This is a genomic window from Mycobacterium sp. NAZ190054 (assembly GCF_001545925.1).
Lineage (GTDB): Bacteria > Actinomycetota > Actinomycetes > Mycobacteriales > Mycobacteriaceae > Mycobacterium.
Genome location: NZ_LMVQ01000190.1, coordinates 14,800 through 35,577, shown reverse-complemented (window position 1 = coordinate 35,577; position 20,778 = coordinate 14,800). Strand labels below are relative to the sequence as shown.

Annotated in this window: 18 protein-coding genes; 14 read left to right on the top strand and 4 right to left on the bottom strand. The window is 66.5% G+C overall.

Going from position 1 to position 20,778, the window contains the following annotated elements; translation table 11 throughout:
* Nucleotides 1-148: hypothetical protein (locus tag ASJ79_RS33940; protein ID WP_231750852.1), on the bottom strand; the 148-nt coding region annotated here is incomplete at its 3' end.
* A 226-nt stretch (nucleotides 149-374) separates the two neighbouring features.
* Here ASJ79_RS33940 and ASJ79_RS14780 point away from each other — a divergent pair.
* The 14 genes from ASJ79_RS14780 to ASJ79_RS14715 all read left to right on the top strand — a co-directional run bounded on the left by ASJ79_RS14780 (nucleotide 375) and on the right by ASJ79_RS14715 (nucleotide 16,635).
* On the top strand, nucleotides 375-833 hold the full coding sequence (locus ASJ79_RS14780; RefSeq protein ID WP_067956395.1) for a CoxG family protein: 459 nt from the start codon (nucleotides 375-377) through the stop codon (nucleotides 831-833).
* Nucleotides 833-1,642: a xanthine dehydrogenase family protein subunit M gene (locus tag ASJ79_RS14775; RefSeq protein ID WP_067956394.1), complete on the top strand. Its 810-nt coding sequence runs from the start codon at nucleotides 833-835 to the stop codon at nucleotides 1,640-1,642. The genes ASJ79_RS14780 and ASJ79_RS14775 overlap by 1 nt, the downstream gene beginning before the upstream one ends.
* Nucleotides 1,639-2,169: a (2Fe-2S)-binding protein gene (locus ASJ79_RS14770; protein WP_231750850.1), complete on the top strand. Its 531-nt coding sequence runs from the start codon at nucleotides 1,639-1,641 to the stop codon at nucleotides 2,167-2,169. Before ASJ79_RS14775 ends, ASJ79_RS14770 begins: the two co-directional genes overlap by 4 nt.
* Entirely contained in the window at nucleotides 2,166-4,484 is a 2,319-nt protein-coding gene (locus ASJ79_RS14765; RefSeq protein WP_067956392.1) for a xanthine dehydrogenase family protein molybdopterin-binding subunit, read from the top strand. The genes ASJ79_RS14770 and ASJ79_RS14765 overlap by 4 nt, the downstream gene beginning before the upstream one ends.
* Before the next feature lie 74 nt (nucleotides 4,485-4,558).
* The gene (locus ASJ79_RS14760; RefSeq protein WP_197420220.1) at nucleotides 4,559-5,266 is read left to right on the top strand and encodes a GntR family transcriptional regulator; all 708 of its coding nucleotides are present in this window, start codon (nucleotides 4,559-4,561) and stop codon (nucleotides 5,264-5,266) included.
* Between the two features lie 183 nt (nucleotides 5,267-5,449).
* Entirely contained in the window at nucleotides 5,450-6,472 is a 1,023-nt protein-coding gene (locus ASJ79_RS14755; protein WP_082753839.1) for an LLM class flavin-dependent oxidoreductase, read from the top strand.
* Between the two features lie 85 nt (nucleotides 6,473-6,557).
* Entirely contained in the window at nucleotides 6,558-7,583 is a 1,026-nt protein-coding gene (locus ASJ79_RS14750) for a tripartite tricarboxylate transporter substrate binding protein (protein WP_067956386.1), read from the top strand.
* A 43-nt stretch (nucleotides 7,584-7,626) separates the two neighbouring features.
* Nucleotides 7,627-9,792, top strand: a complete 2,166-nt coding sequence (locus ASJ79_RS14745; protein ID WP_231750851.1) for a tripartite tricarboxylate transporter permease — start codon at nucleotides 7,627-7,629, stop codon at nucleotides 9,790-9,792.
* 53 nt (nucleotides 9,793-9,845) lie between these two features.
* A complete protein-coding gene (locus ASJ79_RS14740) occupies nucleotides 9,846-11,060 on the top strand; it encodes an MFS transporter (protein ID WP_067956382.1) in 1,215 nt (404 codons plus the stop codon).
* A 112-nt stretch (nucleotides 11,061-11,172) separates the two neighbouring features.
* Nucleotides 11,173-12,093 carry an alpha/beta hydrolase gene (locus tag ASJ79_RS14735; RefSeq protein ID WP_067956380.1) on the top strand — a complete coding sequence of 307 codons (921 nt, stop codon included), beginning with the start codon at nucleotides 11,173-11,175 and terminating at the stop codon, nucleotides 12,091-12,093.
* A 25-nt stretch (nucleotides 12,094-12,118) separates the two neighbouring features.
* A complete protein-coding gene (locus ASJ79_RS14730; RefSeq protein ID WP_067956378.1) occupies nucleotides 12,119-13,495 on the top strand; it encodes a dihydroorotase family protein in 1,377 nt (458 codons plus the stop codon).
* A gap of 16 nt (nucleotides 13,496-13,511) precedes the next feature.
* The gene (locus tag ASJ79_RS14725) at nucleotides 13,512-14,486 is read left to right on the top strand and encodes an LLM class flavin-dependent oxidoreductase (protein ID WP_067956376.1); all 975 of its coding nucleotides are present in this window, start codon (nucleotides 13,512-13,514) and stop codon (nucleotides 14,484-14,486) included.
* Complete coding sequence (locus tag ASJ79_RS14720) at nucleotides 14,483-15,901, top strand: aspartate ammonia-lyase (RefSeq protein WP_156448453.1); 1,419 nt, start codon at nucleotides 14,483-14,485, stop codon at nucleotides 15,899-15,901. Before ASJ79_RS14725 ends, ASJ79_RS14720 begins: the two co-directional genes overlap by 4 nt.
* Nucleotides 15,902-15,912: 11 nt before the next feature.
* Nucleotides 15,913-16,635 carry a class II aldolase/adducin family protein gene (locus tag ASJ79_RS14715; protein ID WP_156448452.1) on the top strand — a complete coding sequence of 241 codons (723 nt, stop codon included), beginning with the start codon at nucleotides 15,913-15,915 and terminating at the stop codon, nucleotides 16,633-16,635.
* A 6-nt stretch (nucleotides 16,636-16,641) separates the two neighbouring features.
* Here ASJ79_RS14715 and ASJ79_RS14710 read toward each other — a convergent pair whose 3' ends face one another.
* From ASJ79_RS14710 to ASJ79_RS14700, 3 genes are read right to left on the bottom strand one after another with little or no spacing between them, the layout of a single operon-like run.
* On the bottom strand, nucleotides 16,642-17,871 hold the full coding sequence (locus ASJ79_RS14710; RefSeq protein WP_067956373.1) for an MFS transporter: 1,230 nt from the start codon (nucleotides 17,869-17,871) through the stop codon (nucleotides 16,642-16,644).
* A complete protein-coding gene (locus ASJ79_RS14705; RefSeq protein WP_067956371.1) occupies nucleotides 17,868-19,664 on the bottom strand; it encodes an iron ABC transporter permease in 1,797 nt (598 codons plus the stop codon). Before ASJ79_RS14705 ends, ASJ79_RS14710 begins: the two co-directional genes overlap by 4 nt.
* Entirely contained in the window at nucleotides 19,661-20,776 is a 1,116-nt protein-coding gene (locus ASJ79_RS14700) for an ABC transporter ATP-binding protein (protein ID WP_067956369.1), read from the bottom strand. The genes ASJ79_RS14705 and ASJ79_RS14700 overlap by 4 nt, the downstream gene beginning before the upstream one ends.
* Nucleotides 20,777-20,778 lie beyond the last annotated feature (2 nt).

Below are 20,778 nucleotides of genomic sequence, written 5' to 3'. Positions count from 1 at the left end.
CCGCCGAGGCACACAAATCGATCAGATCGTCACCACGCGCACTCATCGCGACCGCAGCCTCATCCACATTCAACGCCACCCCATCACGCGCCCGCCGCAACACCCGCCGCAACGCAGCAGGACTGGGTACTCGGGGCAGGGGTATCACTCGGTGATCAACTCCTCACCACGCTGCGCTGAGCCGTGATCGAAAGCTAGGAAGGACGATTTTGGATATTAAATCACTTTACGGCGCCGAGCGGTGGCTGAGTGATGCGACGGGGGAAGCTCATAAGGTTAGGTGAGTCGGGCGCGGGTTCTGTTGCGCCACGCGGCTCGTCCGCCTAAGTTGTATCAAAAATTCAATGCTTATTTCGGGTAGTCGAAGGACGGTCATGCCGCGTACGGAGTTCCACCGAGATCTGACAGTCAAAGCCGCTGCGGCGGACGCCTGGGACGCACTCATCGACGTTCCGCGCCTGGTCGGCTGGGTCTCGATCGTGGAGAACGCGGTCGAGATCGAGCACCTGAGCAAATACACCGCGGTCCTGATGGATCGGCTCGGGCCGTTCAAGCTCCGAGCCGATCTGGATGTCACGGTCAGCGATGTCGAGCCCGGGCGGTCGCTGAAGGTCAAGGCCATCGGTGAGGACCGGCAGGTGGGCTCGCGACTGCTGGTGCTGGCCACCATGGAGGTGCGCCCGGAAGAGCACGGTTCCACCATCGTCGTGGACGGCCTCTACGAAGTGACGGGCAAGGTCGCGAGTATGGGCAGCGGGACCATCAACAAGAAGGCGGAGAAGGTGATGGACGAGTTCTTCGGCGCGGCCGGCGACGATCTCGGAACCCTCTGATGCTGCCGTCTTTTCGTCTCGTCCGACCGCGCTGCCTCAGCGAGGCGCTGGACGCGATCAACGAGGACAAGGTGCCGTACTGCGGCGGTACGGAGTTGCTGCTGGCGATGCGGGCCGGGCTGACCCGGCCGGAAGCCTTGGTGGACGTCAAGCACGTTCCCGAACTCGCCGGTGTCAGCGGCCGCGACCTGGACGGTGAACGCGTCGTCGTGATAGGCGCGGCGGAGCGGCACATGGACCTGGCGCGCCATCCGGCGATCAGGTCGGCCCTGCCGATGCTGGCCGAGGTCGAGGGCGCGGTGGGAAACGCCCGGGTCCGCGCCCAGGGCTCGATCGGCGGCAACCTGTGCTTCGCGGAGCCGAAGTCGGATGTGGCGACCGCGCTGGTGGCCTACGGCGCCGAGGTGTCCGTCGCCGGGCCCGAGGGGCAGCGCACCGTCCCGGTCGGCGATTTCGTCGCCGGTCCCTATTGGGCCGACAAAGAGCCCGAGGAGCTGCTGGTGGACGTCCGGGTGCCGGTGCCGGGAGGCCGGACCCGTGCGGTGTACCTGAAGTATCAGATCACCGAGCGGCCCACCGTCGGTGTTGCGCTGGTGCACGATCCCGATGCGGACGTCTGCAGGCTGGTGGTCGGAGCGGTCGGTGAGGTGCAGACACTGTGGACCTTCGGCGAACCCGGGGAGATCGAACCCGAAGCGATCGCCGAAGAACTGGACCCCACCCCAGACCTGACCGGGTCCGAGCGATACAAGAAGCACGTCGCCGCGGTGTACATCCGCCGGGCGTTGGACGCATTGGAGGCCGCGTGAGCACCGAAGAACTGGCGGCTGTCGACATCGCCGTGGTCGTCAACGGCACCACGGTCGAACGCACGATCTCGCCGCGGACCCTGCTGGTCGACTTCCTGCGGGAGGACCTGGGTCTGACCGGCACCAAGGTCAGCTGCGAACTGCAGGTCTGCGGTGTGTGCACCGTGCTCGTCGACGACCGGCCGGTCAGCGCCTGCACATTCCTGGCGGTCGACGCCGACGGCGCGAGGGTCCGCACCGTCGAGGGACTGGCCGAAGACGGCGCACCGAATGCGTTGCAGGAGGCCTTCATCGACCACCACGCGCTTCAGTGCGGATTCTGCACACCGGGTTTCCTGATGATGTCCACGGCGCTGCTGGAATCGGCGGATCGCCCGCTGGAGCGCCACGACATCGTCGAACATCTCGAGGGCAACATCTGCCGATGCACCGGCTATCAGCCGATCATCGACGCGGTCGCCGGCGTGGCGGCGACGCTGCCGCCCTGCATGGCCCGGCGCGGCGAGTCGGGGGAGAACCGGTTGTGAGCGCCGAACTCAGGTCGGCGCACGCCGACGAGCACCGGATCGTCGGGCGGTCGGTGCGTCGCCGCGATCTGGTCGAGAAGGTGCTCGGCACGGCGCAGTACACGGTCGACGTCACCATGCCGGGGATGCTGCACGCGAAAGTGGTCCGCGCCGACCGTGCCCATGCCGAGATCCTCGACATCGCCGTCGACAAGGCGCTGGCCCTTCCCGAGGTCGTGGCGGTGGTGACCGCGAGTGACCTGGACAAGCTGTTCCCACGGTTCGGCCACATCATCTCCGACCACTTCATCCTCGCCACCGGCAAGGTCCGCTATTTCGGGGAGCCGCTGGCGATCGTGCTCGCCGAGACGCGCGCGGCCGCCCACGACGCCGCCGACCTGGTCGAGGTCAGCTACGACGAACTGCCCACGGTGATGTCGACCGCCGAGGCCCTGGCCCCCGGCGCGTCGTTGGTCCACGAAACCACCTATGCGGCCACCGCGGATGCGTCGTTCAAAGAGCTCACCGAATCCGAGAGCGGCGAAGGTCAACCAGATCTGACCAACGTGGCCCACGAGGTCAACCTCGGGTGGGGTGACGTCGACGCGGCGTTCGCCGAGGCGCACCTGATCGTCGAGGGCGAGACCCGCTATCCGATGCTCTACGCCTATGCGATGGAGCCCTACAACGCGGTCGCCTCCTACGGCGAGGACGGACTGACGGTGGTCACCACCGCCCAGCATCCGTTCATGGTCCGTGACGATCTGGCCCGGATCTTCGGCCTGCCGTTGGCGAAGGTCCGCGTCAGCGCGCCCTATCTGGGCGGCGGATACGGTTCCAAGTCCTACACGAAGGTGGAACCGCTTGCCGCGGTGGCGTCGTGGCTGGTGGGCCGGCCCGTCAAGCTGACGCTGTCGGTCGATGAGGCCATCTACACCACGCGGGTCGACGACGCGCGGGTGTCGGTGAGGTCCGCCTTCGACGCCGAGGGGCGGATCCTGGCCCGCGAGTTCGACATCACCATGGATTCCGGCGCGTACGCCGACAACAGCCCGCTGGTGCTGGCCAAATCGGTCAACCGGTGTTTCGGGCCGTACCGGGTTCCCAACCTGCGGGTGCGCGGTCGCTCGGTGTACACCAACACCACTCCGGCGTCGTCCTACCGAGGGTTCGGGGCACCCCAGGGCAATCTCGCGGGAGAGACGAATCTGGACCGCGCCGCCGACCTGCTGGGGCTGTCCCGCGCCGAGATCCGCCGGCGCAATCTGGTCCGCTCCGGTGAGGAGATCCTGCCGGGCAACCGCGGCCTCGACGCCGACCTGGTCGCCGACCTGGAGATGGTCGTCGACTCGCTCGAAGCCGGCCGGCGTGACACCGCCTGCTACGGAATCGGTTTCGGTGTCTCGGCGTCGGATGCCGGCGCCTATCCGGTCTCGACGGCGCAGGTGCGGGTGGAGACCGACGGTTCGGTCATCGTGTTGTCCGGTTCCACCGAGATGGGTCAGGGTAGCCGGTCGCTGCTCGCTCAGATCGCCGCCGAGGAGTTCGGGATCGACGTAGGCCGGGTGTCGGTGGTGCAGTCCGACACTGCGGGCTCGGCGTACGAGCGCACGACCGGCGCGAGCCGGACCACCACGCTGGCCGGGCTCTCTGTCCAGCGGGCCTGTGTCGATGCCCGGCAGAAGCTGCGCGAAATGGCCGCGGAGCTGTGGGATTGCGCCCCCGGTGAGGTCATTGACGTGCCCGGCGGGGTGAGTGGTCCGGGGGACAAGGCCGCCGATCTCGGGACCGTGGTGCGCAAGTGGTTCGGCGCGTCCGCCGGCGAGGTGACCGGCGTCGGTCTGGTACGGCGGGAAGGCGTGACCAAACAGATGCCGCCGTTCTGGGAGACCGGAACGGTCGGAGTGGCCGTCGACATCGACCGCGAGACCGGGCATGTCACCGTCGACCAACTCGTCACCTGCGCGGACGTGGGCTTCGCGATCAATCCGCAAGCGGTCGAGGGGCAGGATCTCGGTGCGGCGACCCAGGGTCTGGGCGCGGCGTTGTTCGAGGAACTCGTCTACGACGGCCCTCAGCTGGCGAACGCGAACGTGGTCGACTACCGGGTGCCCCGCGCAGGCGACGTGGCGCGCCGGATCGATCTGATGATCGCCGAACGCCGCGACGGGGTAGGACCCTACGGAGCCAAGGGAGCCGGCGAGGGCCAGCTGAACCCGATCGGCGGCGCGGTGGCGTCAGCCGTCGCACAGGCGACCGGTCGGTGGCCGTCGCGGCTGCCGCTCACCCCGGAACGGGTGTGGCGCCTGCTCAACGACCTGCCGGAGTCCGACTGAATGGATTTCCGCGGCGTTGATCTAATATGCAATATTGGGCAACCAGTGCCCAGCGGTTCAGCGATGGAGGGATGATGGCGCGCACCGCCGACAAGGCGTTGTCCGATACGGACGCGCAGAACCTCAGCCGGATCGCGGAATCGGTTCGGGGGACGTTCCAGTCCGTCGAGGACATGACGCAGGCGTTCATTCGTGAAGCGATCGTCCAGGGCATCTTCCCGCCGGGGCAACGGCTCAACCTCGACACCATCGCCGAATCACTCGGCGTCAGCCGGATGCCGGTCCGGGCGAGTCTGCGACAGCTGGAGAACGAGGGCCTGGTCCGGATCAATCACCATCGTGGTGCGTCGGTGTCGGTGCTGCGTCCGGACGAGATCAACGAGATCTACGAGCTGCGGATCCTGCTGGAGTCCTATCTGCTCAAGCTGGCCATGGCCGCGATCGACGACGAGCTGATCGACCAGCTCGAGTCGATCGCCCACGAGCTGGAAGCGACAGCCGAGCTCAGCAAGCGGCTGGAACTCCGCTACCAGCTCTACGAGACCCTCTACCGCAGAGCGGACCGGCCGCGGGCGCTGGCCCAGGTGAACATGCTGCGGGGTTCTGTCGGTCGGTACCTGTTGCTGCAGCGTGTCGACGAACAGCACAGCCACGAGGAACTGATCACCCAACTGCGCACCCGTGACGTGGAGTCGGCCGTCGCATGGCTGGTCATCCATCTCCGCAAGGTCTCGCAGCGCCTGCAGGACATCGTGGCGAAAGAAGAAAAAGCCCCGGCGTAGCGTGCCGTTTCGAATTGCCTCCGACGCAACGGAATCCGCGTCGGAGGCGATCGGCGTTGCGGTCGGTACCCCGCCTAGGGCGTCGTCGGAATTCTTGTAACCCAGGAGTTACAAACTCCGCCCCGCAGAAGTTGGATATTGGATACGATTCTTCGGGCAATACGGAGAGCGCAAGGAGAATCGATGTCGAAGATCTCATTTGGGGTAAGGGTGCCGAACTCGGGGCCACTGGCCTCGGTCGCGAACATCACCCGCGCCGCCGAGGAAGCCGAGCAGATGGGCTTCGACTCGATCTTCCTGCACGACCATGTGGTGTGGAGCAGCGAGATGCACCGCCATCACATCTCGTCGGGGGCGCACGAGGCACTGGGGGACGACCAGTCCGCCGATTTCTACGAGGCGCTGACCACCATCGGCTATCTCGCGGGCAAGACGTCCCGGGTCCAGATCGGTGTCGCCTGTCTGGTCATGCCGACCCGCAACCCGATCTACGCGGCCAAGCAACTGGCCACCCTCGACCACCTGACCGGCGGCCGGCTCATCGCCGGCGTCGGGCTCGGATCCAAGGCGTCGAAGGAATCCTGTGAGTTCGACGTGTTCGGGGTGCCGTTCTCGGCGCGGGCACGCATGACCGATGAGTTCGTCGAGGCGATGCGGGCCATCTGGACCGAACCGCTGGCCTCGTACTCCGGCAGGCACATCGAGTTCAAGGATGCCGAGATCTTCCCGAAGCCGCTTCAGAAGCCCGGGCCCGCCGTCTGGGTCGGGGGGTGGACAGACGCTGCCGCCAAGCGCACCGGCCGCCTGGGTGACGGGTGGGTGCCCGGATGGCTTTCGCCCGAGGAGATGGCGCGGGGCGCTCAGATCGTGCGGGACACCGCGGCTGAGAACGGCCGCGATCCCGAGGCCATCACCATCGCCGTGGAGAAGCTGACCGTCATCGACCGGGATCACGACGCCGCGATGGCCAGGGCGCTGCCCACGGTGAAGACGAGCTCACACACCTACGAACGCGACGTCGACCAGATCCAGTTCGCGCTCGACCGTCATATCTTCGGCTCCGTCGAGGACGTCCGCAGGCGCGTAGGCGAATTCGTCGACGCGGGGGTCACCCATTTCGAGCTCAAGTTCATCTACCCCACGATGGACGAACTGACCCGGCAGATGGAGCTGTGGGCCGAAGAGATCATCCCGATCTACCGCTGAGGGCCGCTCGGCACTCGTGACGACAACGTAAAGGCCGTTAAAAGGCCGTGAAGGCCGTAAAAGCCAAAGAAAGGAAGTGGCCGGGATGAAGATCACGGTGTCACAGCGGACCAAGGGCGTCCTCGCGGCGGCGATGACCGCGACGCTGGCGCTCACGTCATGCGGGTCGGACAGCGGCTCTGACGGGGCGACGGGCGGTTCGGGTGAATGGACCCCGGACAAGGACATCAGCTGGATCGTGCCGTACAGCGCCGGCGGTGGTTTCGACGTCTACGCGCGCGGCGTCGCCGAGGCGATGCAGACGACCCAGCTGCCCGACGGGGTCAACGTCGTCATCCGCAACATGCCGCCGTTGCCGCAGGGGATCACGGCGATGTTCACCGCCAAGCCCGACGGATACACCGTCGGAATCCTGCCGATGCCCGCCGCGATCGCCCAACAGATCCAGGATCCCGACCTGGCCAAGTGGAAGACCGCCGAGTTCACCGTGCTCGGCAGCGTCGACGAGAACGCCTACGTCGTCTACGTCGCCGCGGACTCCCCGTACCAGACCATCGAAGACCTCCAGGCCAAACAGGGTCTGCGGTCACTGACCGTCGAAGAGGGGTCCTCCTCCGCGCTGGCGGGTCTCGCCACCATCGAGGCCCTCGGACTGGACGCCAACGTCACCTACGGCGCGGAGGGGTCCTCCGAGGTGGTGACCGGATTGCTCAGGGGCGACGCCGATTTCATCACGTACGGGTCGACCGACCTGACCGGCTTCGTCGAGTCCGGGGACATCCGGCCGTTGCTGTTCCTGGGTACCGAGGACCAACGTCCCGAATCGCTGACGTGGCTGGCCGACGTTCCCAGCGCGGAGTCCAAGGGATTCGAGGACCTCGCCGGTGCGGTGACCGAGCTGCGCCTCATCGTGGCGCCGCCGAACCTGCCCGAGAACACGGCCACCTATCTGCGGGATGCGGTGTACGCCAGCATGACCAGCCCGGAGTTCGCGGACTGGGCGGCCAAAGCCGAACGACCGATCATCCCCCGGGACTGGGAAGCCGCCACGGAGGTGATGAACGCCCAGATCGAACAGATGGAGGTGCTCGTCCCGTCGCTGTCGAACTGAGCATGAGTTCTCAACCGTGTGAGGGAGGCGCCCCGTGAGCTTCATGGACGCGCTACCGACCGCACTCGCCGCGATCGCGACCTGGCAGTTCCTGGCGGCGTTCCTGATCGGCTGCGCCAACGGGATGCTGACGGGGCTGCTGCCTGGCCTCGGCGGCTCGGTCGGTATCGCGCTGATGATCCCGTTCACCTACGGGATGGAGACGACGACCGCGATAGGGCTGTTCGTCGCGGCCCTCGCGGGGCAGTCGTTCTGCGGCTCGGTCAGCGCGATCCTGCTCAACATCCCGGGGTCTTCGCCCAGTGCGGCAACGACTTTGGACGGCTATCCGCTGGCGCGGATGGGTCGGGGCGGGTTCGCGATCGGTATCTCGGCCTCGGCGTCCTTCCTGGGTGCCCTGATCGGGACCATCGCGCTGATCGCCCTGATCCCGGCGGTGCGACCGCTGGTGCTGTCGTTCTCGTTCGCCGAGTTCACGCTGCTGGGTGTGCTCGGCCTGATCATCATCGCGATGGCCTCGCGCGGATCGATGGTCAAGGGCATCATCTCCGGTCTGCTCGGCGTGCTGGTGTCGTTCGTCGGTTTCGCGCCGGTCGGCGGTGATGTTCGCTACGCCTTCGATCAGCCCGCGTTGTTCAACGGGTTCGAGGTCGTGGTCGTGCTCGTCGGGATGTTCGCGATCACCGAGGCACTGGAACTGCTCCGCACCAACCAGTCCGTCGCGCGGGGCATGCTCGCGGAGAGGTTCGGCTACAAGCAGATCTTCGAAGGCATGCTCTTCACGGTCAAGCAACCGTTCCTGCTCGCCCGTAGTTCTCTGATCGGTACCGGAGTGGGGTTGGTGCCTGCGGTCGGTGGCACGGTGGCGGCATTCCTCGCGTACTTCCAGGCGGCACGGACGGTCAAGAACCCCCGCTTCGGCCAGGGCGATCCGCGGGGGGTGCTGGCACCGGAGGCCTCCAACGACGCCAAGGACGCCGGTTCGGCGCTGCCCAGCCTGGCATTCGGGATACCGGGGAGCTCCGACTGGGCGATCGTGATGGGCGCCATGGTGATTCACGGTCTGACACCCGGCCCCAACCTCATCAGGGAGAATCCGGACATCGTCTGGATCGCGATCCTGGTGCTCATCGCCGCGAGCTTCTTCTCGTCCTTCGTGGGAGTCCTCGCCGGTCCTCAACTGCTTCACATCACCCGCGTCAAGCCCGGCATCCTGTCGCCGATGGTGTTGCTGCTGGCCGTCGTCGGGGCCTTCGCGCTCAACTTGAGCGTGGTCGACGTGCTGGTGTCGATCGGCTTCGGTCTGGTGGCCTATGTGATGCGCTCGGTCGGGATGCCGCTGATCCCGTTGATCCTGGGGTTCATCCTCGGTCCGCTGGTGGAACGTTCCTATCTCCAGACGGTGTCCACGTACGGGTTCGTCGACGGGTTCTTCAGCAGGCCGATCACCTTGGTGCTGATCGCGTTGACGATCGGGGTCATCTGCTACGAGGTGTATTCGATGCGGCGGGCCGGCAAGCGGGACCCGATCGAGATCTCCCGCGGCGTGGTGTCCGCCACCCGGCCCTACGCGCTGGTCGTGATGTCCGGTTTCGGGCTGGTCGGCGTCGCCGCCCTGGTGATGGCGACCGAATTCAGCCCGCAGGGCCGGACGTTCCCGATGATCACCGCGGCGGCACTGGTCGCGCTCGTGGGGGCCTACCTGCTGATCGCTCTCGTACCGGGGTTGCGGCACAAGGCCGGCGGCGTCATCGCCGACGGTGGTGGCATGGAGGAACTGGTGTCCCACCTGCAGCACGAGGCGGTCGAGCTCGTCGAAACGCGCAAGGATGCGCAAGCCCCCGACGGAACCCCCACGGCGCCAGACGGTTCCGGCGCCGAATCGGCGGCCGTGCTGCAGCGGCACGCCCCGTCCGGGCAGGAGTCCGGTCAGGTCTCCGTGGCCGCGGAGGAGACACAGAATCCGCGGGAGATGGCCAGGCGTCTGCGGGTGAGCCTGATGCTGGTGGTCGCGATGTTGGCCGTTACCGTGATGTTCGGCGTGGAGATCGCCGTTCCGTTGACGCTCCTGGCCTTCCTGCGGCTGGTCACGGCGGAGAGCTGGCGTACCACGCTGTTGACGACCGTGCTGGGGTCGGCGGCGTTCTACCTGGTGTTCCACACGCTTCTCGGGGTCCCGCTCGAGGGCGGGATGCTGTTGTCCCATTGACATCTCGTGGCGATATCGAGCGCCCGGGCGCAACGACAGGATAGAGGGGGCTGATGGCGCATCCGACGACGCGTGCGCACCGTCCGTGGGCGGTGATCTGGGTGGCCAGCCTGACGGCGGGGCTGCTCACCTCCGGGATGCAGGGCATCGTCCCGGCGATCCCGGCGATCCGGGATCACTTCGGTCTGGACAACTTCCAGATCGGTTTGATCACAGGGGTTTACCTGCTTCCCGGGCTGTTCTCCGCGTTCGCCGCGGGCCTGCTCGTCGAACGGATCGGCGAGCGCAAGGTCGTCGTCGGTGGGCTCGCGGTGTTCGGGCTCGGCGGTGGGCTGCTGCTGGTGCAGAACGATCTGGCGACGTTGCTGGCAGTGCGCTTCGTCCAGGGGATCGTGTTCGGCGCACTGCTGTCGATCACGGTGGGCATCATCGGCTCGGTTGCCCCGTCGGGTCCGGCCGCGCATCGCGGACAGAGTCGGCGGATCGTCGCGATGGCCGCGTCGGAGGCGCTGTTTCCCGTCGCCGGTGGCTTTCTCCTGGCCGTGGCGTGGTATGCACCGTTCGGCCTGCAGATGCTCACGCTGCCGTTGGCGGTCGCGGCCTGGTTCGTCCTGCCGGACGTGGCGAGGAAGAAGAAGGGCGGCGCCGCAGGAGAACCCGAGGCGGAATCGATCTGGCGGGCGCCCGCGATCGTGGGTGTTCAGATTCTCGCCGCGGCACGGTTCATCTTCAAGTTCTCGGTGCTGACCTACACACCGGTGCTGGCCGTGGACACGGTCGGGATGTCGGCCGCGCTGCTGGGATGGCTGGTGGGTGTGTCCAGCGCGCTGGCGGCCATCACGGCGTTGTTGTCGGAGCGGCTCGCCTCTCGATGGCGGTCCTCGGAGATGATCCTCGCCTGCATGCTGCTCATCGCGGTGAGCTTGGTGCTGATCGGGGCGGCGGACGCGGTGTGGATGGTGGCGCTCGGCCTGCTCATCTACGGCGCGCAGGACGGTGTCTACGGGGTGGCACACAATGTGCTGGCCAACGAGATGGCGCCGTCCGGGTCGAAGATGGCCTACATCGGCCTCACCGGCACGGTACGCAACGTCGGAAAGTTCGTCGCCCCGTTGCTTTTCGGTGCGGCGACCCTGGTCTCCTCGATACCGGCGACCTTCTTCGGATTCGCCTGCCTCGGCGTGGCGGGCGCCGGCGTGGCGCATCACGTCGCGCGGCGGCAGCAGGTCGTGGAGCGCACCGCGAGCACCGCCGAGGGCGACGGCTGAGCCGGAGGCCGAAAAAACTTTCGCCCACCGGTTTGGGATTTTGGATTTTGTATCTAAGATAAGTCAAGACTGATCCGTTCGGATCACCAACGCGAAGGAGACGATCCGCGCAATGCGCACTACACCGGTCACGTTCTTCAGTGAGGGCCAGCGTCTCGCCGCGTTGTGGCGGACCCCCGACGACGCCGAGGGCCCCCTGCGGGCCATCGTGCAGGGGCCGGGGTGGTTGGGGCTCAAGGATGCCAAGCTCTACGTCCGCTATCACGAGGCCCTGACCGCGGCGGGCTTCGGAGTGCTGATCTTCGATTACCGCGGTTTCGGCGACTCGGAGGGCGACCGCGGATATCTTTCGCCGAGCTGGCAGCTGACCGACCTGATCAACGCGGTGACGTATCTGACCACCCGCGAAGACGTCCTCGCCGACGCCATCGGGGTGTTCGGCACCGGCGGGACCGGAGGCGGCAACGCCGTTCTGCTGGCCGCTCACGACGACAGGATCAAGGCCGCGGTCAGTCAGGTGCCGGTGGCCGACGGCGACGACTGGCTGCACCGGATGCGCTCGGAGTCGGACTGGCTGGCCTTCCTGGCCGATCTCGAGGCCGACCGCAAGGTGCGGGTGGTGGAAGGCAAAGGGCGGCTGGTCCATCCGCGCGAAGAGATCATGGTGCCCACCGCCGAGCGCCGGACCACCACCGTCAAGGCCGACGTCGACGACCGCATACCGACCAGCATCCCGCTGTCGTGTGCCGAGGAGATCCGTGCCTACAAGCCGGTGCTCGCGGCGCAGAGCCTGACCACTCCGCTGCTGGTGATCGGCGTGGACAAGGACGCCACCACTCCCACCGACCACGCGGTTGCCCTCTACGAGGCGGCCGCCGGTCCCAAAGAGCTGATCATGCAACGTCATACCACGCATTACGCCGCCTACGACAAGTACTGGGAGCAGACCACACCGCGGATCGTCGAGTGGTTCGACACCTTCGTCGAGCCGGTCGATCTCGAAGTGAAGAGCACGGTCAGCCAGGACGGCTGACCACCGTGACGACAGGAGAACAGCGATGACCATAGATCTGAGACTGAGCGGTGGGACCGTCGTCACGCCATCGGGGAGTATCGCCGCCGATGTGCTCGTCGACGGCGGCAAGATCGTCGGGCTGGTCGACGGCACGATGGCGATCGAGGCGGACCGCACGGTGGACGCCACCGGGAAAGTCGTGCTGCCCGGCATGGTCGACGTCCACGTGCACACCCGCGAGCCCGGGTTCGAGCACAAGGAAGACATCGAGACCACCAGCCGTCAGGCCGCGGTCGGAGGCGTGACCACGATCTTCGGTATGCCGAACCTGAACCCGCCGACCAACGACGTGGCGACCCTGACCGACGTGTTCGAGCGTTACTCGCGCACGTCGATCGTCGACTACAACCACAATCCGGCACCCACCAACTACGACCAGATCCAGCCGATGTCGGACATGGGGGTGCAGGCCTACAAGATCTACATGGTGGTCGACACCGGCCGCACGTACCCCCACCCGGCCGGCACCGGGATGCACGATCACGGACATCTGCTCAAGATGATGGACCTGATCGCCAAAACCGGGAAGCGGTTCATCATCCATCCGCACGACCAGGCCCTGATGGACTACATCGAAGGGGAGTACCTGGCACGCGGCGAGAACACGCCCCAGGGCTATGCATCGGCCTACGCGTCGCGGTCGGGCGTCATCTGGGACACCGCCATCGACGTCTGCCTGCGGCTGGCGGAGGCCTCGGGCTGCCCGATCCACATCGCCCACATGCAGACCATGCGCTCGATCGAGGCGGTCCGGCGCGCCAAGGCCGCCGGGATCGACGTCACCTGCGAGGTCAACCACTGGGCTCCGTTCCTGTCGACCTGGGAGGACGTCGAGCGGCTGGGGCCCTACGCGTTGTCGTACTGGGTGCCCGACGAAGGCCGTAACGCGGTGTGGGAAGGCATGGTTGACGGCACCATCGACATCTGTTCATCCGATCACGCTCCGCACACCCGTGAGGAGAAGGAAATCGGCTGGACCAAGATGTGGAGTTGCCACACCGGCACCCCGGGGATCCAGTACTACTACCCGCTGCTGCTGGATACGGTGAACAAGGGCAAGCTGACCCTGGACCGGGTGGTGTCGCTGGTCGCGACGCGGCCGGCCGAGGCGTTCGGACTGTGGGGGACCAAGGGCGCCATCCAGGTCGGCGCAGACGCCGATCTTGTTGTCGCCGACATGAATTCGACATGGACAATCACCGACGAGGGTGTGTTGTCGCGGTGCGGATGGACGCCCTACAACGGGCGCGAGATCAGCGCCAACATCGATCGGACCTTCGTCCGCGGCGAAGAGGTGTTCGCCGACGGGCAGGTCATCGGAAAGCCGGGATTCGGCCGGCTCGCATCGTCCGGCGCCTGACAGGAGAGGAACCACAATGAAATTCGGACTGCTGCTTCCCCATTTCGGAGAACACGCCGACCGCGAGAAGCTTCTCGAAGGCTCCAAGCTGGCCGAGGACATGGGCTTCGATTCGGTCTGGGTGCGCGACCATCTCGTGTTCGAACCGCACGGTGAGATGGAGAAACCGAACCGGACCTTCTACGACGCGTTGACCACGCTGACCGCGATCGGTGCGGTCACCGAACGGATCGAGCTGGGCACGGGATCGCTGATCCCGTTCCGCCACCCGCTGGTCACCGCGCTGATGGCGGGCACGATCACCCAGCTGGTCGGACCGCGCCTGATCCTCGGATTCGGGGCGGGCACCTTCGATCACGAGTTCGAGGCCATCGAGTGGGGCGACCGCGACCGGGTCGAGCTGGTGCGGTCGAACGCCGAGATCCTGCGCCGGGTGTTCACCGAGAACGACGTCGACTACTCCGACGCCAACTTCACCTTCGAGAACGTGACGATCGAGCCGAAGCCGGCCGGTGGCCGGATTCCCTTCTGGTACTGCGGGGCGACGCCCCGCTCGGCGCGGCTGGCCGTCGAGTTCTGCGACGGCTGGATGCCCGGTCGAATCGCCTTGGGCACGATGGCCAAACGCATCGACACCATGCGGACGTTGTCCGAGGAGCAGGGCAAGAAGATGCCGACCATCGCGGTCATCCCTCCCACGAGCATCGAGGAGACCCGCGAGGAAGCGCTCAAGCACGTCAACATCCCGGGCCTGCTGGCGTGGGCGAACAAGGCCAAGTTCGCGGTCAAGCCGCCGTCCGGGGTGTTCGAGACCGTCGAGGATCTCGAAGGACAGCTGATCGTCGGCAATCCGCAGGAGGCGGTGGCCGAGGTCAAGAAGTTCGAGGACCTCGGTACCGAGCACCTGGTGTTCGACTTCCGGTTCAAGTTCGACCGATTCTTCGACCAGATTCGGTTGCTCGGCGAGGAAGTGCTGCCGCACCTGCGATGACCGGTCCCGGCGTGGAGACGAGGTCCGAGTCGGATTCGCTCGGTTCGCTCGGGTTGCCGGCGGACAGCTACTACGGGATCCACACCGCTCGTGCGCGAGACAACTTCGCGATCAGCGGTGTCAGGCTGTCCGCCTACCCCGAGTTCGTCTCCGCGCTGGCGGCGGTCAAAGAGGCGGCCGCGCTGGCCAACCGGGACCTCGGACTGCTCGACGAGCGACGGGCGCAGGCCATCGTGACGGCCTGCCGGGAGATCCGCACCGGTCGGTGGCATGACGACTTCGTCGTCGACGTCATCCAGGGCGGCGCGGGCACGTCGACGAACATGAACGCCAACGAGGTCATCGCCAATCGGGCTCTGGAACTGCTCGGGCACCGCCGCGGCGACTATGCCCGGCTGCACCCCATCGACCACGTGAACCTCAGTCAGAGCACCAACGACGCCTATCCGACCGCGGTCAAGGTGGCGTTGCAGCATCAGCTGACATCGCTGGTCACCACGCTCAACGAGCTGATCGAGGCCTTTCGGGTGAAGGCCGCCGAGTTCGCCGACGTGGTCAAACTGGGCCGCACGCAGTTGCAGGACGCGGTGCCGATGACGCTCGGTCAGGAATTCGGCAGCTACGGTGTGACTCTCGGCGAGGACGCGCTCCGGCTGATGGAGGCGCGTAGCCTGCTGACCGAGATCAACCTCGGCGGGACCGCGATCGGCACCGGGCTCAACGCCCCTCGGGGATACCGGGAAGCCGTCTGCCGCAGGCTTTCCGAGATCACCACACTGAACCTGCGCACGGCCGACGACCTCATCGAGGCGACCCAGGATGTCGGTGCGTTCGTGCAACTGTCGGGTGTGCTCAAGCGGACCGCGGTGAAACTGTCCAAGATCTGCAGCGACCTGCGGCTGCTGTCCTCGGGGCCGCGGGCCGGCTTCAACGAGATCAATCTGCCTGCCGTGCAGGCCGGTTCGAGCATCATGCCGGGCAAGGTGAACCCCGTCATCCCCGAGGTGGTCAACCAGGTCGCCTTTCAGGTGGTCGGCAACGACGTGACGATCTCGATGGCCGCCGAAGGCGGGCAGTTGCAGCTGAACGCCTTCGAGCCGATCATCGCGCACAGCTTGTTCACCTCGATCCGGCATCTCGAGGCGGCGTGCCGGGCGTTGGCCCGCCGGTGCATCCTGGGTATCACCGCCAACGCCGACACCATGTACGCATCGGTGGTCGGCTCGGTCGCGGTGGTCACCGCGCTGACCCCGAGTATCGGCTACACCGCCGCGGCCCGGATCGCCAAGCAGGCACTGGCATCCGGACGGAGCGTCGCGGAGATCGTGGCCGAGGAGAAGCTCCTTCCGGTCGATGAGGTGACCGCGTTGCTGCGGCCGGAGGCGTTCAGGAACACCACACCGTCAGAACCGTGAACGGAGACACCATGACTGCACCGTCTTCTACCGCCGACCCGATCAGGCAACTCCGTGAGGATCTGGTGACCTGTACCCGCCTGCTGGTCTTCAGCGGGATCCTGGACTACAGCGGCCACGTCAGCGCCCGGATCCCCGGGACCGACCACGTGCTGATCCAGCCGCGCGATCGCAGCCGGGCCGCGCTGACCGCCGATGACATCCTGGTGGTGGACCTCGACGGTGAGGTCGTGGACGGTGACGTGCCGCCCCCGGCCGAGACCGCCATCCACACCGGCGTCTACCGGGCACGTCCGGACGTCGGGATGGTGTGCCACGGGCACCCGACGCTGTCGACGTCGTTCTCGATGGTCGACGTACCGCTGTTGCCGATGCGGCACTTCGCCTACAAGCATCCCGCCGGTCTGGCGATCCACCCCGATCCGACCCACATCCGGACCCGCGAACAGGGGGATGCCGTCGCCGCGACGCTCGGCGACGACGACGCCTGCCTGCTGCGCTCACACGGAACGGTGCTGGTGGCCAAGCGGTTCGACGTCCTGTTCATGGATTGCCTTGACCTGGAGGAGAATGCGCGCACGCTGCTCACCGTGCTGCAGACCGGCGGAAAGCCGGCACCGCTGACGCCCGAGGAGATCGAGTTGGTGGCGCAGAGCTACGACCGCGGTGGACACCGGCCGGGCAAGGTGTGGGAGCACTACATCCATCTCGGCAAGGTCGCGGGCGTGCTCTGAGGGGGCTCAGGCCTCGCCGGCCGGCGGGTGTTCGGTGACGGCCCGCAACCGGAGCACACCGCCGAGCGCCCCGAACGACACGACCGCGAGCACCCCCAACGCCCAGCGAGGGCCCAGCACCGACGCGACCATTCCCGCGGCCAGCGACCACACCGGACGGAAGCCGAGGTGGGCCATCGCGAAAAGTGACATCACCCTGCCCCGGTACTCCTCGGGTGAGAGCAGCAGCAGCGTCGCGTTCAGGATCGGGATCGTGAAACTGAAACCGACGCCGATGAGTCCCGCGGCCACCCAGGCGACCGGGACCGACGTGGTGGTGCTGAGCGAGGCCGCGCCGACGACCGACATCGCGAACGCCGCGAGCAGCATCACCCACCCACCGATGCGGCGGTGCGCGGTTCCGAACGCCAGCAGGCCGATCAGACTGCCGATGCTGAACGCGGCGACCATCAGGCCTGACTTCTCGGCATCGATGTGCAGCGCCTCGCTGACGAACGCGGGCGTCACGGTCCGCAGACCTTCGACGGCGGCGTTGGCCAGCGTGATGGTGAGCAGGATGGTGATCATCGGCGGCGTCCGGCGGGCGATGGCCACTGTGCCGACCTGGGTTTCGCTCATGGCCGCGCGCCTGTCCCGGGCACTGGCGCCGACCTGGCCGATCATGATCATCGCGACGACGGGACCGATGAAGCTCAGACAGTTCACCGCGAACGCCCACGACGAGCCCGCGGTGGTGAGCAGCATCGTCGACAGCACCGAACCGGCGACCTGCCCGATGATGAACTGCAGGGTGTTGATGGCGGTGGCCCGCGCCAGGATCGCCTTGGGCACCAGCGCCGGGATCATGGAACTCAGCGCGGGTTTCGACAGCGCGTAGCACACTCCGAACAGTGCGGCGGTCCCGATCAGCACCGTCGGACCGGCGTGGCCGGTGAAGGACAGGACCGTCAGCGCCACCCCGATCACCAATGCCGCCAAGTGGGTGACGATGACGACCGTGCGTGGCCCGTACCGGTCGGCGAGGTAGCCGCCGGTGATCGCCAGGGCGAAGATCGGCGCGAAGTTCGCGAAACCGAGTACCCCCACCAGGAACGCCGACCCCGTCGCCTGGTAGATCACCACCCCTGCGGTCACCGTCTGCAGCCACGTGCCGACGTTCGACACCACACCGGCGAACCAGTAGATGAAGAACCGGCGATACCGGAGCGGGTGTCGCTCGCCGCCGGGTGCCGTCACCGAGGGACCGCGGCCATCGCCGGCTGCGGCTCGGCGGTGGAACGATCCACGGATGCGTTCCGGCGCTTGGCTTTCCGCGCACCAGGCGTCCACCGACCCGCCACGAAGGACAACGCGCCGAGGATCAGCGTGATCACCATGATGATGATCGACAGGGCGCCTGTCGACGCGGTGTCACCGTTGTCCCAACGGTTCCAGATCATCGTCGCCAGCATGCTGCTGTCAGCGCCACCCAGGATCAGCGGAATCGACAGGTTCTTCACACTCAGCAGCGCGACCAGCAGGAAGCCGTTGACATACGACGGCATCGCCAGCGGCACCAGGATGCGCCAGAACGTGTGGAATCCCGACGCGCCACTGGCGGCCCCGGCCTCTTCCAGTTCCTGCTTGATCGCACCGATTCCGGTGTTCATCTGCCGGGTGGCCAGCGCAAGGTAGCGCGTCAGCAGCGCGATGACGATGATCCAGATCGTGCCGTAGACCGGCAGCGTGAGGTACAGGTAGATCAGTGCCACCGCCAGGCCCATCACCATCGCCGGGATCGCGTGCGGGATGAAGGCCAGGACGTCGAGCACCGAACGCAGGATCGTCCTGCTGCGCACCACGATCCAGGACACCAACGCGGCGAGGGTCATGGTGGCCAGCCCCGTCGCCACTCCGACGATCAGGGTGTTCGACAACGAATCGATGAACGATGCGCTCCCGATGACCGTCCGGTAGGCGTCCAGACTGCTCTGGGCGATCGTCTCCAAGGTCGGCACCGAGTAGAACGGGTGCAGACTGGTGTAGAGCAGAATCAGCGTCGGCAGGACGAAACTCAGCAGGACGTAGACGCTCAGGAACGACAGCCCGGCGATCTTCCCGCGTAACCCGAGCTCGACCCGGCGGATCCGGTAGGCGTTGCCGGACACCGTCGCGTAGCGCTCCGTGCGGCTGATGATGCGCTGGTAGTAGAACAGCGGAATCAAGATGATGGCGATCAGCAGGATGCCGTAGGTGCTGGCCAGCCCGTACTGCGGCAGGCCGACCGAGGGCTGCACCTGAAGGTAGATCTCCGTCGGGAGCACCACGATGTTGTTCCGCAACCCGATGGTCACGGGCACGTCGAAAGATTCGATGGTGGTGGCGAACTGGTAGACGAACGCCGACACGATCGCTGGGGTGAGCAGCGGGAGGGTGATCTTTCGCGCCACCAGTCGCGGGTGCGCGCCACTGAGCAGAGCCGCGTCTTCGAGTGTTGAGTCGAGTGCGCGGAACGCGGCGGTCAGCAGCAGGAAGGTGACCGGGACCAGGCCGAGCCCTTCGACGAAGATCATCCCGGCCAGGGTGGAGATGTTGAGCGGCCCGGTGCCGCTGAAACCGAACACGTCCCGCAGCCAGACGTTGATGACACCGTTGCTCGGATTGAGCAGCAGCGTCCAGGCGATGGCGGAGATGAACCCCGGCGTGCCGATGCCGGCGATGATCATCACGAACACGAAGCCCTGCGCCGGAAGGTTGGTGCGCTCCACCAGCCATGCCGCCACCAGGCTGATCGCGAACGCCAGCGCCAGCGCGCCGAACGACAACAGCACTGTGTTCCACACCAATTCCCAGGTGCGGGCGTTGAGGAACACCTCCCGGTAATGGACGGCGCTCCAGAAGCTCCTGCTCCCGAACGGAAGGCCACCACCCTGATCGCGCAGGCTCGCCAGCACCAGGATGACGAGCGGCACGACGACCAGGTAGAGCATCGCGAACAGCACGATCAACCGGGTGGAGAACTGGCCGACCCGTCCCCGCAGCAGGTTCATGCGTTCTCGAGCGTGCTGGACTCGGGCAGGATCCGGCACACCTCCCGCTCGGCGTGCATGATCACGTGCCGTCGGGCGATGGCGCCGCGCGACGGGCTCCGCACGGTCAGCTCCTGACCGCTGTCGGTGATCACCTTGAACTCGGTGATGGCGCCCGTGAACGATGCGAACATCACCTCCACAGGCCAGGCGTTGGGGACGCCGCGGTTCTCCGGCGAGTCCTCCACCAGCCGCAGGTCCTCCGGTCGGACCGCGACGGTGACCTCGGCGCCTTCCTGGAGGCGGTCGATGCCCGACACCGCCGCCAGTTGGCCGAACTTGGTCTCCAGTAGCGTCGTGTCGGTGCTCCACTCCAGCACGGTGCCCTTGATCAGGTTGGTGGCCCCGACGAAGCCGGCGACGAAATCCGAGTTCGGTTCGTTGTAGATCTCTTTCGGTGTGGCTTCTTGTTCGATACGGCCGTCCCTGAGCACGGCCACCCGGTCGGCCATCGCGAGAGCTTCGACCTGGTCATGGGTGACGAACAACGTCGTGATCTTGAGCCGCTGCTGCAACTGCCGGATCTCCTGGCGCATGTGCTCACGAAGCTTGGCATCGAGGTTGGACAGGGGCTCGTCGAGCAGCAGCACGGTCGGCCTGCGCACGAGTGCCCGCGCCAGCGAAAGTCGTTGCTGCTGACCGCCGGACAGCTGCGTGGCCATCCGGTTCTCCTTGCCGGTGAGGCCGACGAGCATCAACGCCTCGCTCACCGCCTCGTCGACCTTGGCCTTGTTGACCCGCTTGCCAGCGACCCGCAGGGGGAATGCGGCGTTCTCGAACACCGTCATGTGCGGCCAGATCGCATAGCTCTGGAACACCATGCCGAGATCACGCTCGTGTGTCGGGAGGAACTTCGACGGGCCGTTGACCACGGTGTCGCCCAGCACGATCGTGCCCGAATCCGGGCGTTCGAGACCGGCCACACACCGCAGCGTGGTGGTCTTACCGCATCCGCTCGGACCGAGCAGGGCGTACAGCGCGCCCTGCTCGACCTCGAACGAGATGTCGTCGACCGCCCGGACGATGGTGTTCTGGTCGGGAAATCGCTTACGTAGTGTGTCGACGCGGATCATCG